The 14,846-nt window shown below is 58.7% G+C and carries 12 protein-coding genes and 6 tRNA genes; all 18 read left to right on the top strand.

Features of this window, described 5'->3' with window-relative positions:
* The first annotated feature begins 115 nt into the window (after nucleotides 1-115).
* The 18 genes from PA598K_RS02955 (at nucleotide 116) to hisH (ending at nucleotide 14,805) form a co-directional block, all read left to right on the top strand.
* A tRNA-Met gene (locus PA598K_RS02955) sits at nucleotides 116-192 on the top strand.
* A 9-nt stretch (nucleotides 193-201) separates the two neighbouring features.
* Nucleotides 202-277: transfer RNA gene (locus tag PA598K_RS02950), tRNA-Val, on the top strand.
* Between the two features lie 19 nt (nucleotides 278-296).
* A tRNA-Asp gene (locus PA598K_RS02945) sits at nucleotides 297-373 on the top strand.
* 15 nt (nucleotides 374-388) lie between these two features.
* A tRNA-Phe gene (locus tag PA598K_RS02940) sits at nucleotides 389-464 on the top strand.
* Nucleotides 465-473: 9 nt separating this feature from the next.
* Nucleotides 474-558, top strand: a tRNA-Tyr gene (locus tag PA598K_RS02935).
* A 14-nt stretch (nucleotides 559-572) separates the two neighbouring features.
* Nucleotides 573-645: transfer RNA gene (locus tag PA598K_RS02930), tRNA-Lys, on the top strand.
* 88 nt (nucleotides 646-733) lie between these two features.
* Nucleotides 734-3,886, top strand: a complete 3,153-nt coding sequence (locus PA598K_RS02925) for a hybrid sensor histidine kinase/response regulator (protein ID WP_260405237.1) — start codon at nucleotides 734-736, stop codon at nucleotides 3,884-3,886.
* A gap of 73 nt (nucleotides 3,887-3,959) precedes the next feature.
* On the top strand, nucleotides 3,960-5,084 hold the full coding sequence (locus PA598K_RS02920; RefSeq protein WP_128655415.1) for a PucR family transcriptional regulator: 1,125 nt from the start codon (nucleotides 3,960-3,962) through the stop codon (nucleotides 5,082-5,084).
* A gap of 93 nt (nucleotides 5,085-5,177) precedes the next feature.
* Entirely contained in the window at nucleotides 5,178-6,299 is a 1,122-nt protein-coding gene (locus tag PA598K_RS02915) for an ABC transporter ATP-binding protein (protein ID WP_128655414.1), read from the top strand.
* 226 nt (nucleotides 6,300-6,525) lie between these two features.
* The gene (gene hprK / locus PA598K_RS02910) at nucleotides 6,526-7,464 is read left to right on the top strand and encodes an HPr(Ser) kinase/phosphatase (protein ID WP_128655413.1); all 939 of its coding nucleotides are present in this window, start codon (nucleotides 6,526-6,528) and stop codon (nucleotides 7,462-7,464) included.
* A 16-nt stretch (nucleotides 7,465-7,480) separates the two neighbouring features.
* Nucleotides 7,481-8,608, top strand: a complete 1,128-nt coding sequence (lgt, locus tag PA598K_RS02905; protein WP_128655412.1) for a prolipoprotein diacylglyceryl transferase — start codon at nucleotides 7,481-7,483, stop codon at nucleotides 8,606-8,608.
* Nucleotides 8,609-8,634: 26 nt separating this feature from the next.
* The gene (gene ppaX / locus PA598K_RS02900; protein ID WP_128655411.1) at nucleotides 8,635-9,303 is read left to right on the top strand and encodes a pyrophosphatase PpaX; all 669 of its coding nucleotides are present in this window, start codon (nucleotides 8,635-8,637) and stop codon (nucleotides 9,301-9,303) included.
* Nucleotides 9,290-9,826, top strand: a complete 537-nt coding sequence (locus PA598K_RS02895; protein WP_185601478.1) for an acyltransferase — start codon at nucleotides 9,290-9,292, stop codon at nucleotides 9,824-9,826. The genes ppaX and PA598K_RS02895 overlap by 14 nt, the downstream gene beginning before the upstream one ends.
* Before the next feature lie 426 nt (nucleotides 9,827-10,252).
* On the top strand, nucleotides 10,253-11,443 hold the full coding sequence (locus PA598K_RS02890) for an ATP phosphoribosyltransferase regulatory subunit (RefSeq protein ID WP_128655409.1): 1,191 nt from the start codon (nucleotides 10,253-10,255) through the stop codon (nucleotides 11,441-11,443).
* Nucleotides 11,440-12,093, top strand: coding sequence for an ATP phosphoribosyltransferase (gene hisG, locus PA598K_RS02885; RefSeq protein ID WP_128655408.1), 654 nt, complete (start codon nucleotides 11,440-11,442; stop codon nucleotides 12,091-12,093). Before PA598K_RS02890 ends, hisG begins: the two co-directional genes overlap by 4 nt.
* A gap of 32 nt (nucleotides 12,094-12,125) precedes the next feature.
* On the top strand, nucleotides 12,126-13,412 hold the full coding sequence (gene hisD / locus PA598K_RS02880) for a histidinol dehydrogenase (RefSeq protein WP_128655407.1): 1,287 nt from the start codon (nucleotides 12,126-12,128) through the stop codon (nucleotides 13,410-13,412).
* A gap of 168 nt (nucleotides 13,413-13,580) precedes the next feature.
* Entirely contained in the window at nucleotides 13,581-14,180 is a 600-nt protein-coding gene (gene hisB, locus PA598K_RS02875; RefSeq protein ID WP_128655406.1) for an imidazoleglycerol-phosphate dehydratase HisB, read from the top strand.
* A 1-nt stretch (nucleotide 14,181) separates the two neighbouring features.
* Nucleotides 14,182-14,805 carry an imidazole glycerol phosphate synthase subunit HisH gene (gene hisH, locus PA598K_RS02870; RefSeq protein ID WP_128655405.1) on the top strand — a complete coding sequence of 208 codons (624 nt, stop codon included), beginning with the start codon at nucleotides 14,182-14,184 and terminating at the stop codon, nucleotides 14,803-14,805.
* Nucleotides 14,806-14,846: the final 41 nt, after the last annotated feature.

The following is a 14,846-nucleotide window of genomic DNA, read 5'->3' as shown; positions in this document are numbered from 1 at the left end:
TATCCTAACAACCTCAGCTACGATTGACCTTTTGCTTGACTTTCGCATCCAGTTTTCAGTGTGCAAGCGCTGAATCGCTATCTGGGACAAGCCCAGATCAGCATTATGTATCTGTGGCGGCATAGCTCAGCTGGCTAGAGCGTACGGTTCATACCCGTGAGGTCGGGGGTTCGATCCCCTCTGCCGCTACCAATTACATAAGGACGCTTAGCTCAGCTGGGAGAGCATCTGCCTTACAAGCAGAGGGTCGGCGGTTCGATCCCGTCAGCGTCCACCATGTTTTTTTTTGCCTATGTGGAGCTGTGGTGTAGAGGCCTAACATGCCTGCCTGTCACGCAGGAGACCGCGGGTTCGAATCCCGTCAGCTCCGCCATTTTTTGATTCGCAAGGCTCGGTAGCTCAGTCGGTAGAGCAGAGGACTGAAAATCCTCGTGTCGGCGGTTCGATTCCGTCCCGAGCCACCATTTTCATATGGAGGATTAGCGAAGTGGCTAAACGCGGCAGACTGTAAATCTGCTCTCTATGAGTTCGGTGGTTCGAATCCATCATCCTCCACCAGTTTTTTATTCCGAGAGCCATTAGCTCAGTTGGTAGAGCACCTGACTTTTAATCAGGGTGTCGAAGGTTCGAGTCCTTCATGGCTCACTGTTTTGTTTACGACGCTGTTTCTTCGGTTCACGCCGCGGGGAACGGTTTTTTTGTGTTGACTGCTCATGAAAGAGGGATATGCTGCTTGTTGTCGAATGTACAAGTCATGAAATCGACCAAACGTCTGTTTACACGCAACGTGATTCTGTTGCTGCTGTTGTTTATCGCGCTGCTATGCGGTCTGCGTTGGTTTTGGTACGAAGCTAACAAGCTGCCGGAGCAGCCCTTTGCGGAGCAAGGCGTACTGGATCTGCGATCGTGGCCATTTGCGGAAAAGCCCTCGATTCAGTTGGATGGGGAGTGGGCATTCTATCCTGAGCAGTTGTTGACGCATGACCAGCTCGCTTCGGCAGACGCGCCGCAGCCGGTCTACTTGCGCGTGCCCGGCGATTGGCGCGATGGTTTTGCTGATTCGGATCAAGTCGATGCTTACGGCTATGGCACGTATCGTCTATTCGTCCGTCTGAACCCGGAGTTTCAGGAGTCTTACGGACTATGGGTTCAGAGTATCCAGGCCTCCTCGCAGTTGGAGATCAATGGGCGATCTGAGACGATGTTCGGCAAGGTCGCCGAGACCAAGTCTGGCTATCGTCCCGAGAACATCACGTATACGGCGAGTTTCACGCCCGATGACGATACGCTTGAGCTGGTCGTGCGTGTAGCGAATTACGACCAGCCGAGCAGGGGAGGCATTATTCGTCCGATTCGGTTTGGCAGCCAGGCGACGATTGACAATGAACGGATGTATTCCATAGCCTTTCAATTAATTGCCTTTGTTGTGATGATGCTACATGCGCTCTATGCGGGGATCTTGTTTTTGTTCAATCGACGGAATATCGTGCTGTTAATCTTTTTCGGTCTATTATGTATGGTAGGGCTGTCCATTATCGCCGACCATGACTTGATTTTGCAGCTGTGGCTACCGATCAATTACACCTGGATGCTTAAAATTCGCCTGTTGGCCTATCTGGGTGTCAGCCTGTTTATGCTGCTGCTAGCCTTCAGCTTTGCGACCATTAGCAAGCCCGGCTTGCTTTTTCGACTCTACGCCGGGATTTTAACCGTTTTTGTTGCGTTTATCCTCGTTAGCGATGTGTCGTCTGTCTATTATGTCTATGCGAATTTTCAACCGATGCTGTTGCTCTACGTGCTGCCGCTTGCAGGGGTGGTCAGCATTATCATCAAGCTGGTGGCGCGCCGGGTCAACGATGCCATCTACCTGTTGCTGGCTGCGCTGTGTATCCTCTCCAGCGTAGGATGGGGCGTATTCGTCAACCAGGACCAGGTGCGAGGTATCTATTATCCTGTTGATATCGTTGGCGCGCTAATATGCTTTTCGGCCTACTGGTTCAAGCGATACTTCCGCAACTCGGAGGAAAAGCGACGGCTGAACATGCAGCTACGGCTCGCCGACCGGCAAAAGGACGAATTCCTGGCGAATACGTCCCATGAGCTGAGAACGCCGTTGCATGGCATCATGAACATCGCTCAGGCGGTCGTAGACAAAGAAGGAGCGGTCATGCGCGAACAGAGTCGCAAGGACATGGACCTGCTCATCACCCTCAGTCGTCGAATGACGCATATGCTGGGCGATCTGCTCGATGCGGTGCGGCTGCAGGAACGGCGAATCGTGTTGCGTCGCGAGCCGGTGCGGATCCAATCTACCGCAGCAGGTGTATTGGATATGTTGTCCTTTATGACCGACGACAAGCCTGTTGAGCTGCGGATGGAGGTAGCGGCCGACTTTCCCCCGGTCTATGCCGATGAGAATCGTCTGGTACAAATCCTGTTCAACCTGCTTCACAATGCGGTCAAGTACACCGATCGAGGCATGATCGCTGTGACGGCAGAGCGCGAAGGGGATCAGGCGCTGATCTGTGTATCGGATACCGGGCGCGGCATGGATGCCGAACTGCAGGAGCGCGTCTTCGAGCGGTATGTGCAGGGACGGCCAGGCGAGACGAGCGGAGGCATCGGACTGGGGTTGCACATTGCCAGCCAGTTGGCGCATCTGCATGAGGGCGAGCTGGAGATTGAGTCGACGCCAGGCATTGGCTCTGTCATTACCTTGCGGCTGCCGCTCGCTGCTAGCGGAGACACGGACGAGTCGCAGCAGGAGTCGGCAGTGCCGGAGCCGCAGCCTGTCCTGTCGACGCCTTATGAGCGGGATCAGGCCGCGATGTCCAACTGGTCTCCGCTGGAACGCAGAGATGGCAGCCCGAGACAGCTGCGCATCCTAGCTGTCGATGACGATCCGGTCAACTTGAAGGTTCTCGTAGGGCTGCTGGCGCATGAGCACTGTCATGTCCATACGGTGAAGAGCGGCGAGGCGGCGCTGGCGCTGGCCGTCTCGGAGCCTTGGGACTTGATGATCGTCGATGTGATGATGCCGGGGATGTCCGGCTACGAGCTGACTCGGCGCGTACGCGAGCGGTTCCAGTTGTTCGAGCTGCCGATCCTGCTGCTGACCGCTCGCAGCGGTCCGGAGGATGTATCGGCAGGATTTATGGCTGGCGCCAACGACTATGTAACCAAGCCGGTCGAAGCGATGGAGCTGCGCTTCCGCGCAGGCTCGCTGACCGCGCTCAAGCAGTCCGTGCACGATACGCTGCGACTGGAGGCAGCCTATTTGCAGGCCCAGATTCAGCCGCACTTCCTCTTCAACACATTGAATTCGATTGCGGCGCTGAGCGATTTTGACGTTGAGAAGATGCAAGCGCTCATTGAGGCTTTTGCTTCGTATCTGCGGATCAGCTTCAACTTCCTGAACGTCAAAGCGGTCGTGCCGTTCCGCCATGAGATGGAGCTGGTGCAGGCGTATCTGTATATCGAGCGGGAACGGTTCGGCGAGCGGCTGTCGGTGGCGCTCGATGTCGAAGCGGCGGTTGGTCTCACGCTGCCGCCATTGACGCTGCAGCCGTTGGTCGAGAACGCGGTGCGGCACGGCTTGATGAGTCGCACGCGAGGCGGCACCGTGACGGTGCGCGCGATACGCATAGCGTCAGGCGTGTTGCTGGAGATCGCCGACGATGGCGTCGGGATGCCGGAGCACAAGGCAGCGCAGCTAGTAGGTGGCGATGAGCCGCCGCAAGGGGGGATCGGCTTGTACAATACCGATCGCCGGATAAAACAGCGGTACGGTCAAGGACTGTCGGTCCGCAGCAAGCCAGGCGAAGGCACAGTAGTCTCCTTCTTAATTCCTTTGCCTGTTGAAGGGGAAGAGGAGGGCGCGGTTTAATCCGCTCTTTTGTTTGTGATACAATGGCCTAAAAGGGCATTCCAAAGCGATGCGGATAGGAGCACAGCCAAGCATGAGCACTGCGCAGTGGAAAGAGCAACTGGAGCAGATCCTGAACAGCCCGTTGCGTGTTTTGAGAGTCGATCTGCAGGAGTGGAACAACGCAAGTCTGGAAGGCGGCGCGCTAACGCCACTGGAGCCCTCGCCGGGGGCGAGTGTTGAGGTGGCTGGCGGCCGGATCTGGTATGCGGTCCGGATGGAGAGGGCGCATGTGGAGGTCATCGAGCTTGAGCTCGAGCACATCAGTGTGACGGAGCGGCGGTTGCTGTCCTGGACGATTGAGCATATGAAGCCGGTCAAGCCCACGGCGCCGCAGGCGGCCCAAGAGGCGGAGCGTCAGGCAGAGGAGCTCGGGGCCTGGCTGGCTACGCAGCTTGAGAGCGGCGATCTGCATGAACAGGTGCCTGAGTCGCTGACTTTTGGCGGTCGCCTCTATGCGGATATGATTCCGTTCCTGCTCGTCAGCGAGCATGAGCGGCTGCGCAATACGTATGCCGAGCTGGAGAAGCTGCTGAACTCGTTTTTCATCGAAGAGGTGATGTTGATCCCGCTAAAGGAGCAGGAATGGCTCATCCTCGGACCGATGTCGCTGCTCAGCGACGCCGAGACGGAGGACCGCAACGACGGCGAAGAGGAATCGACGTTGGAGCTGCTGGCCTCGATGTGCTCGGGCTTGCACGGCATGCTGGCGAGCGAGTGGGTCGGCGAGTGCCATCTGGCGGTGGGACAGCCGATTGGTCCGGCCAAGACGATCGTCGAGACGACGTCGTTGCTGCGAGAGACTGTATTCCTCGGCCGCAAGTTCCATGTCGGGGAGAATGTCCACCTGCCCTGGATGCTGCATCTGGAACGGCTGCTCAACAGCATCCCGGATTCCCGCAGGGCCGAGTACATGGAGCAGTTGCTCAACCGGTCGGACGTCCTGCTCGAGCCGGAGATATTGATGACGCTCGAGACCTTCTTCCGCCTCGATTGCAACGTTAGCGAGACCGCCAAAAAGCTGTACATTCATCGCAACACGCTGTTGTACAGACTAGACAAGCTGAAGCAGGAGACAGGGCTCGATGTCCGGTTGTTCCGCGACGCAGTATTAGTGAAGATCATATTGCTATTGTATAAAGTGACGAAAAGAAAGTAGTTTTTTTGTAAAGTATGTGCATAGTCATCTGCGGACGACTAAGCTAAGATAGATAGTGACAAGTAAACCACCAAATGTTTAGGGGGAAACAAAATGGCAGGCGTACGCTTAGAGCACATCTTCAAAAAATATCCCGGTTCCGAAACGGCTTCGGTTACAGACTTCAACTTGGACATCAAGGACAAGGAGTTCTTGGTACTCGTAGGACCTTCCGGTTGCGGGAAATCGACAACACTGCGGATGATTGCCGGTCTTGAAGAAATCTCTGAAGGTAAGCTGTTCATTGGCGAGCGTCTCGTAAACGACGTAGCCCCGAAAGATCGCGACATCGCGATGGTATTCCAATCGTACGCTTTGTACCCGCATATGAACGTGTATCAAAACATGGCATTTGGTCTGAAACTTCGCAAATTCAAAAAAGCAGACATTGACAAGCGCGTTCGCGATGCTGCCAAAATTCTCGATATTGAGCATTTGCTCGACCGTAAGCCGAAGGCGCTCTCCGGCGGTCAGCGTCAACGTGTTGCCTTGGGCCGCGCGATCGTACGCGAACCGCAAGTATTCCTCATGGATGAGCCGCTCTCCAACTTGGACGCCAAGCTCCGCGGTCAGATGCGCGCTGAGATCAGCAAGCTGACCAAACGTCTGGAAACAACAACGATCTACGTAACGCATGACCAGATCGAAGCGATGACGATGGGCGACCGTATCGTCGTTATGAAGGACGGCTTCATCCAGCAGACGGCTTCGCCGGAAGAGCTGTACAACCGTCCGGTCAACATGTTCGTAGCAGGCTTCATCGGCGCGCCTTCGATGAACTTCATCAAGGGTACACTGTCTGAGCAAGGCGGCTCGATCCGTTTCAAAACAAACGGCGTCGACGTAGCTCTGACTGAAGGCAGAGCACAGATCGTTCGTGAAAAAGGCCTGGTTGGCAAAGAAGCGATCATGGGCATCCGTCCTGAGGACTTCCACGATGAGCCGGTCTTCATCGAAGCTTCCCCGAACAGCGTAGTGAACGCCCACGTGGAAGTATCCGAGAACCTCGGTCACGAGAAGTACCTGTACCTGAACGGTCTTGGAACAGAGACAGTTATCGCCCGTGTAGACGGCCGCTCGACTGTCACTGACGGCATCAACGTCAAGCTGGCGATCGATATGAACAAGGTTCATATGTTCGATATCACAACTGAGCTGAACGTATTCGAAAGCTAAATTCCCCCCTTATCTTATAACCAAGCAGTCGTCCGGATATCCGGGCGGCTGCTTTTTTGATGCGACGAAGGAGCGCGCGCCAAGCGTTCCCTGTTGCAAAATTGGCGGCCGCGTGGTGCGGCTTTTGTTGCTTTCGGCGCCTAATTCCTATACGATGGATACATTGAAGTTATCGCGTACATGACAAGCGAAACCCGGCAAAAGCCGGATGTAAGGAGGCCATGGAATGCCCAAGAGAGTGAAGGTGTCAGAGCTCGTCCAGCAATTCCAGCTGGAGCTGCTCGCTGGCGAAGACGGACTGAAGAGAGGCATAACGGTTGACGATCTGTACCGTCCCGGACTAGAGATGGCGGGGTACTTTCACTATCATCCCAATGAACGCGTGCAAATCCTGGGGCGGACGGAGCTGGCCTTTCTGGAGACGCTGGACACCGAGGAACGGGTAGATCGACTGGAGCGGCTATGCGATCCCGAGACGCCCTGCATCATCGTCACACGCGGCCTGAGTGCGCCTCAGGAGCTGCTCGAGCGGGCGGAGGAGAAGTCGATCCCGGTGCTGCGCAGCGGCGTCGCTACGACGAGCCTGATCAGCAGGATTACCAACTTCCTGGAGAAAAAACTGGCGCCAACCGCGACGATCCACGGCGTCCTGGTCGATATCTACGGCATCGGCATGCTGATCACGGGGAGCAGCGGCATCGGCAAAAGCGAGACGGCGCTTGAGCTCGTCAAGCGCGGCCATCGGCTCGTCGCCGACGATGCGGTCGAGATCCGGCAGATGTCCGATGGACAGCTGCACGGTGCGGCGCCGGAGCTAATCCGCCATCTGCTCGAGATCCGGGGGCTTGGCATTATCAATGTGATGACGCTGTTCGGCGCAGGCGCAGTGCTAAGCAGCAAGCGAATCAGCGTCGTCATCAAGCTGGAGAATTGGCAGCAAGAGAAACAATACGACCGTCTCGGACTCGACGAGGAGACGACGCGCATCATCGACACCGAGGTGCCGCTGATCACAGTGCCGGTCCGTCCGGGCCGGAACCTCGCGGTCATTATAGAGGTCGCAGCGATGAACTACCGACTGAAGCGCATGGGTTACAATGCAGCGTTGCAGTTCACCAACAAGCTCACCGAGACAATCGCAGACGATATTGACGATTATGAGTAAAGGAGCTTAAGGAAGCATGAACTGGATAAGTCACGGTCTTTTGAGTCTGAATCCGATTGCCTTCGAGCTGGGACCGCTTACGGTCAATTGGTACGGTATCATTTTGGGCTGCGCCGCGCTGGTCGGGCTGCTGCTAGCCGTCAGGGAGGGCAAGCGCTTTGGGATCGCGCCCGACTTCTTTATGGACCTGCTGCTGCTTGGCGTGCCATCGGCCATCATCGGCGCGCGCATCTATTATGTGGCGTTCAAGTGGGATGAATACCAGAACAACCTGATCGATGTGTTCAAGATCTGGAATGGCGGTATCGCCATCTACGGAGCGCTGATCGGCGCCTTGATTTGCGGGTTTTTCTACTTCCGCTACAAGGGATATAACTTCTGGCGGATCGCCGACATCTGCGCGCCTTCGCTGATCGCGGGCCAGATGATCGGGCGCTGGGGCAACTTTATGAACCAGGAAGCGCATGGCGAGCCTGTCGGCCAATCGTTCCTGCGCGAGACGCTGCATCTGCCTTCATGGATCGTCGATCAGATGTATATCGACGGGCTGTTCCGTCATCCGACCTTCCTCTATGAGTCGGTATGGAGCTTCGTCGGCTTGCTGCTGTTGTTCGTCTTGCGTCGTCAGCGGTTCCTGCGTGCCGGCGAGCTGCTCCTGTCTTACTTCATCTGGTATTCGATCGGCCGCTTCTTCATCGAAGGTCTGCGCACCGACAGCCTGGCCTTCCAGGGACCGGATTGGCTCGTGTCGATAATCGCGGGCTTGTGGTCGCCGATGACCGGCGTCTTCACTGCGGGCGCGCTCGATCCGGGATACGGCAATGTCCGCATCTCGCAGCTGCTCGCGCTCCTCATCATCCTGATCTGCGTGGCGTTGATCGTGATCCGGCGGGCGACGGGAGCCGCATCGGCGCGTTACCTCGATCCGATCGCCTCTACCAAGGCAGACGGCTCCGAGACGACGCATGAAGCGGACGAAGTCGTAACCGAGGCTCGTGAGTCCGAGCCGCTCGTCACGATGGAGAAGAATGAAGTGATGACGGTCATCGAGGATATCGGCGAATCGCCGAATGGCGATCGTCAAGGCGACCCGACGAATAGCAATCAAGCGAACGGCAACGATAAAAAGCAGGACAAGGAGTAGAATTTTAAGGAAGCAAGGAGAACGGCATGGCAAACTATCAAACCGTATTATTCGATCTGGACGGAACGATCCTGGACACGAACGAGCTGATCATCCAATCGTTCCTGCATGCATTGCAGGATATCGTGCCGCCGGACTTCACACGCGAGCACATCATCCCCAGCATGGGACTGCCGCTGGCCGTACAATTGCAGCAGTTCTCGGGGGCCGAGGATGTGGAGGAGCTGATCCGGGCGTACCGGACGGTCAATCTGCAGCTGCATGACGATCTGGTCCAGGCGTTCCCTTATGTCAATGACGTGCTGGAGCGGCTGCATGCCGCAGGACTCAAGCTCGGCGTCGTGACGACCAAGATGCAGATGACAACGGAACGCGGGCTGAAGCATGTCGGCATCCGCGACTATATGTCGGCGATCGTCACGCTCGACGATGTCGAGCGGCCGAAGCCGGACGCCGAGCCGGTCGAGCTAGCGCTGCAGCGACTCGGCGCATCGTCGGAGACGGCGCTGATGGTCGGCGACAGCATCGTCGATATTCAGTCGGCCGCAGCCGCAGGGGTGCGCTCCGTAGGCGTCGCCTGGTCGCTCAAGGGCGAGGCGATGCTGCGCGAGGCCGGGGCAGACTACATCATCCATGATATGCGAGAGCTGCTCACACTGGCCGGGTTGGAGCGGGAGCCGCTTGAGAAACGTTGAGCGGTACCCGGTAGAGGGCCCCAACGCGCTCTGGCAGGTATACCGGACGGTTAGCCCATGGAAGGCGGTGCGCAACTTTATCGCTATCCAGTTCGCTCGCTACTGTCCGATCCTGCCGGTGAAAAACTGGATTTACCGCCATGTCCTCGGGATGAAGGTCGGGCGCTACGCTTCGTTTGCGCTGATGGTGATGGTCGATGTCTTCTTCCCGGAGCGCATCCGGATCGGAGACAACTGCATCATCGGCTACAATACGACGATCCTTACGCATGAGTATCTGATCCGCGAGTACCGACTCGGCGATGTGCGGATCGGCGACCATGTGATGATCGGCGCCAATACGACGATCCTGCCAGGCGTGACGATCGGCGATCACGCGATCGTCTCCGCAGGCTCGCTGGTCCATAAGGATGTGCCGGCCTATGCCTTCGTCGGCGGCAACCCGATGCAGGTGATCGGGGAGAACGAGACGGCGCTGGCGGAGCGTGCGGAGGAGCAACGAGTGGGAAGGGCTGATGACTAGCACAGCTCTCGAGTCATTGTTACGAGCCAAAGCGGAGACAAAGGGAAGGCGGTTTGCGGGTTGTCCTGCGAGCGGCCTTTTTTCTAGCGCTATCGCGCCGGAGAGGAGCTGTCGTCAGCGCTTCAACGAAAGTATCTTGCGTCAACGTGCCGATACACGTCGCTGTAGGCGTCCTGGCGCAAGTTTCTTGGTGATACATGCTTAGTTAGGTTGGCTATTGTGCGGCTTATCATCTTGCATCGGACAGTGTAGCCTGGGCTCGTGCATCCCTTCGATAGCCTGCTGCACCGATTGCTCAACAGGCCGGATGCAGGAGGGGATATGGTTGACGGAGCAAGGTATTTCATGATAATATTACGTCTAAACTCTTTATTTTGGTAGCATGGTAGCACGTTAACCAACTAAAGCGAATTGAAGGTGAATTTTTTGTCGAAACCAAAAGTATTCGAAAAACCGATCGGCGCCAAGGATTATCTGCCGCATGCGGTCGCCAAGCTGCGCCAGGTCGAACGCCAGGTGCTGGATTGTATGGCGAGCTGGGGCTATGAGCAGATCATCACGCCGACGATGGAATATTACGATACGGTCGGGGTCGCCAGCTCGACGTCCGATCAAAAGCTGTTCAAGCTGCTCAACAACCGTGGCACGACGCTTGTGCTGCGCTCCGATATGACGGCCCCGATCGCTCGCGTCGTCTCTTCGCTGCTCAAGGAGGTTGCGTTCCCGCTCAGACTGTCCTATCACTCCAATGTGTTCCGCTCGATCGAGGAAGAGGCGGGGCGCGAGGCGGAGTTTTTCCAGACGGGCGTCGAGCTGGTCGGCGACGCGTCGCCGGAGGCCGATGCCGAGATGGTGGCGCTGGCGATCGCATCGCTGCAAGCAGCCGGCGTGCAGCGGTTCAAGATCGCGATCGGCCATGTAGGATTCCTGAACGGACTGTTCGAGGAGATGCTGAGCGGTCAGAGCGAGGCGCAGGAGCAGCTGAAGGCGTGTCTGCTCGGCCGCGACTATGTCGGCTACCGAGAGCGTCTGGCGCAGCTGGAGCTGCCTGAGGCGACGCGCTGCGAGCTGGAGGCGATCCTGCGGCTGCGGGGCGGCGAGGAGGTGTGCCGGCAAGCGCTGGAGCTAAGCGGCAATGCGACGGCGCAAGCCTCGATCCGTCATCTGTGTCAGATCTGGGAGGTGCTGGAGGCGTATGGCGTGCGCGATCAGGTGTTGATCGATCTGACGATGATCGGCGACTTTTCCTATTATACCGGAATGACGTTCGAGGGCTATGCCGCCGACCTGGGATTCCCGGTCGTCAGCGGCGGGCGCTACGACAATCTGCTGCAGCAGTTTGGCCGTCCGGCCCCTGCGACGGGCTTCGCGATCAAGACGACGCGTATCCTCGATCTGGTGGAGGGCGAGCGTGAGTCGGGACCGCGACGCGTCCTGATCGGCTATGACGACGACAGCCGCGCCGAGGCGCTGGCGGCAGCGGGCGCGCGCAGGGCAGCAGGCGAGATCGCAGTGACCAGCAAGGTGAGCGACTGGGACGCTTGGGATCGTGAGCAAGGCGCATTCGACGAGGTGCTGTCGCTGGACAGCCGTACGAGAGGAGGAGCGGGCCGATGAGAGAGCAGGAGACAGAGTTGCTGAAGGTGGCGATGCCCAAGGGCCGCATCTACAAGCAGGCCTCCAAGCTGTTCCGGGAAGCGGGATTGCCGATCCCGAGCGATTTTGACGATACGCGAAAGCTGATCATCGAGATCCCCGAGGTGAAGATGGCGTTCATCATGGCCAAGCCGGTCGATGTGCCGACGTATGTCGAGTACGGAGTGGCGGATATCGGCATCGTCGGCAAGGATGTGCTGATGGAGGAAAACAAGGATGTCTACGAGCTGCTCGACCTGGGCATCGCCAAGTGCCGGATGTCGGTGATCGGTCTGCCGGACTGGCAGCCGTCGATCCATCCCCGGGTCGCGACCAAGTATCCCAATGTCGCCTCGCAGTACTTCCGCGAGCAGGGACAGCAGGTCGAGGTGATCAAGCTGAACGGCTCGATCGAGCTGGCGCCGCTGATCGGCCTGGCCGATCGGATCGTCGATATGGTCGAGACCGGGCAGACGCTCAAGGAGAACGGACTGGTAGAGATGGAGTCGATCTTCGGCATCACGAGCCGCCTGATCGCCAACCGTGTCAGCTACCGGATGAAAAACGAGGCGATCCAAAGCTTATGCGACCGGCTGCAGCGAACGATCTCGGCGCAGCGGCAGCATGTCTGAAGATACGCAAGAGAGCGAAGGGGGAGATCGGCATGCGGATCATGCCAGCTAGCGAATTTAACCTGAGCCGCGAGGTCGAATACGGCTCGCCGGAGCAGAATGAAGCTGTCGCGCGCATCGTCGCCGACGTCCGCCACGAAGGAGATGCTGCGCTGCTGCGCTATACGGAGGAGCATGACCGGATGACGCTGGACGCAGCCACGCTGCGCGTGACGGCGGAGGAGATCGAGGCGGCCTACAGCAAGGTTGAGCCGGAGTTCCTGACTGCGATCCGCGCCGCCGCGGCGAATATCCGCGCCTTCCATGAGAAGCAAAAGCGCAACTCGTGGATGGATCTGCAGCCGGACGGCACGTTGCTCGGCCAGATCATCCGGCCGCTGCGCCGCGTCGGCGTCTACGTGCCTGGCGGCAAGGCGGCCTATCCATCCTCGGTGCTCATGAATGTCATCCCGGCCCAGGTGGCCGGGGTGCCCGAGATCGTCATGGTGACGCCGCCCGCGACCGGCGGCGTGCCGGGCATCAACCCGTATATCCTCGTCACGGCGGCAGAGGCGGGGGTGGAGGAGATGTACAGAGTCGGCGGCGCTCAGGCGGTAGCGGCGCTGGCCTACGGGACGGACAGCATCCCGCCGGTCGACAAGATCACCGGACCGGGCAACATCTATGTCGCGCTGGCGAAGCGGGCGGTGTTCGGCGTCGTCGATATCGACAGCATCGCCGGACCAAGCGAGATCGCCGTGCTGGCGGATGAGACGGCCGATCCGGGCTATGTGGCCGCTGATCTGCTGTCGCAGGCCGAGCATGACGAGATGGCCTCGGCTGTGCTGGTGACGCCGTCGCGGGCGCTGGGCGAAGCGGTGGCGGCGGAGGTAGAGCGCCAGCTGTCGACACTGCCGCGCGAGACGATCGCCCGCAAGTCGATCGACAGCTACGGAGCTGTGCTGCTCGTCGAGTCGCTCGCCGAGGGCGTGCGCGTCATCAATCAGATGGCGCCGGAGCATCTGGAGGTGATGACCGCCGATCCGATGCAGCTGCTGGGCAGCATCGAGAATGCCGGGGCGATCTTCCTCGGTCCGTACAGCTCGGAGCCGGTCGGCGATTACTTCGCCGGGCCCAATCACATCCTGCCGACCAATGGCACGGCGCGCTTCTCCTCGCCGGTCAATGTCGATGACTTCCTGAAGAAGTCGAGTCTCATTCACTACAGCAAGGAAGCGCTGCTGGAGAGTGGCGAGGCGATCATGACGCTGGCTCGTCACGAAGGGCTGGAGGGCCACGCCCGGGCGATCGAGCTGCGGCTGCGCCAGGAGCGGGGCTAGCTGCGCCAATAAGCGATTTCCACGAGTGGAGCTAGCCGCACTTATAAGCGATTGCCCCGCGAGTGGGGCTAGCCCGTGCGGGCGCCCCTTGGAGTGCAGAGAGGGCGCTGGGGCGTGCGCCTGCTCCTCCAGCGACAGTCTATATACTTATCGAAAGCAGGGATCAAGATGACGGAGCAACATAGCCGCGCGGCCGAGGTCGCGCGCAAAACGAATGAAACGGATATCAAGCTGTCCTTTAATGTCGACGGCACTGGCGTAACCGAGCTTGAGACCGGGGTGCCGTTCCTCAATCATATGCTGGATCTGTTCGCCAAGCACGGCCTGTTCGACCTGAAGGTCGATGCGAACGGCGATATCGATATCGACGACCATCACACAGTGGAGGATATCGGGATCTGCCTCGGCCAGACGTTGCGGGAGGCGCTCGGCGACAAGCGGGGCATCAAGCGCTACGCGAGCGTATTCGTACCGATGGACGAAGCGCTCGCTCAGGTCATCATCGATATGAGCAATCGCCCGCACTTCGAGTATCGGGCAGAGTATCCGTCCCAGCAGGTCGGCAGCTTCAGCACGGAGCTGGTGCATGAGTTCCTGTGGAAGCTGGCGCTGGAGTCGCGGATGACGTTGCATGTCATCGTCCACTACGGCCACAATACGCATCACATGATCGAGGCGGTGTTCAAGGCGCTCGGCCGGGCGCTCGACGAAGCGACCTCGATCGATCCTCGTGTGCAAGGAGTGCCTTCGACGAAAGGGGTGCTCTAGCATGATCGCGATCATCGACTATGGCATGGGCAATCTGCACAGCGTCAGCAAAGCGGTCGAGCGCCTCGGCTACGAGGTGCGGGTGACCGCCGAGCCGCAGGAGATCCTGGAGGCCGACGGGGCGATCCTGCCAGGCGTCGGCGCATTCGGCGATGCGATGCAAAATCTGGGCAATACCGGGCTGGACGAGGTGACTCGGTTCTACGCAGATAGCGGCAAGCCGCTGCTGGGTATCTGCCTAGGTATGCAACTGCTCTTCAGCAAGGGCGAGGAGCACGGCGACAATGCGGGGCTCGACCTGCTGCCCGGCGAGGTGGTCCGGTTCAGAGGCGATTACAAGGTGCCGCATATGGGCTGGAACCGGCTGACGTTCCGCCAGGAGAGCCCGCTGTTCAACGGACTGACAGAGGGGCATGTGTACTTCGTCCACTCCTATCACGCGAGACCCGCCGATCCTGCTGATCTGCTGGCGACGACGGACTATTATCAGGATGTGACGGCGATCGTCGGGCGCGGCCAGGTATTCGGCATGCAGTTCCACCCGGAGAAGAGCGGCGAGCTGGGCATGCGGCTGCTGGACAACTTTCTGGCGCTGACCGGCAGCCCGCAAGTGGCGCAACGATAAGCACTGGCGGCTCGTGAAAGCCGAGGTCTGTGCAGCGTAAG

This window comes from Paenibacillus sp. 598K (genome assembly GCF_003851045.1).
Classification (GTDB): Bacteria; Bacillota; Bacilli; order Paenibacillales; family Paenibacillaceae; genus Paenibacillus_D.
The sequence above is the reverse complement of the archived record's forward strand: the minus strand, read 5'-3'. Positions and strand labels throughout refer to the sequence as shown.

Coding starts and splice junctions, on each gene's coding strand:
- PA598K_RS02920 (WP_128655415.1), top strand. CDS start 3,960: ATGAGCACTGCGCAGTGGAAAGAGCAACTGGAGCAGATCCTGAACAGC.
- PA598K_RS02915 (WP_128655414.1), top strand. CDS start 5,178: ATGGCAGGCGTACGCTTAGAGCACATCTTCAAAAAATATCCCGGTTCC.
- hprK (WP_128655413.1), top strand. CDS start 6,526: ATGCCCAAGAGAGTGAAGGTGTCAGAGCTCGTCCAGCAATTCCAGCTG.
- lgt (WP_128655412.1), top strand. CDS start 7,481: ATGAACTGGATAAGTCACGGTCTTTTGAGTCTGAATCCGATTGCCTTC.
- ppaX (WP_128655411.1), top strand. CDS start 8,635: ATGGCAAACTATCAAACCGTATTATTCGATCTGGACGGAACGATCCTG.
- hisG (WP_128655408.1), top strand. CDS start 11,440: ATGAGAGAGCAGGAGACAGAGTTGCTGAAGGTGGCGATGCCCAAGGGC.
- hisD (WP_128655407.1), top strand. CDS start 12,126: ATGCGGATCATGCCAGCTAGCGAATTTAACCTGAGCCGCGAGGTCGAA.
- hisB (WP_128655406.1), top strand. CDS start 13,581: ATGACGGAGCAACATAGCCGCGCGGCCGAGGTCGCGCGCAAAACGAAT.
- hisH (WP_128655405.1), top strand. CDS start 14,182: ATGATCGCGATCATCGACTATGGCATGGGCAATCTGCACAGCGTCAGC.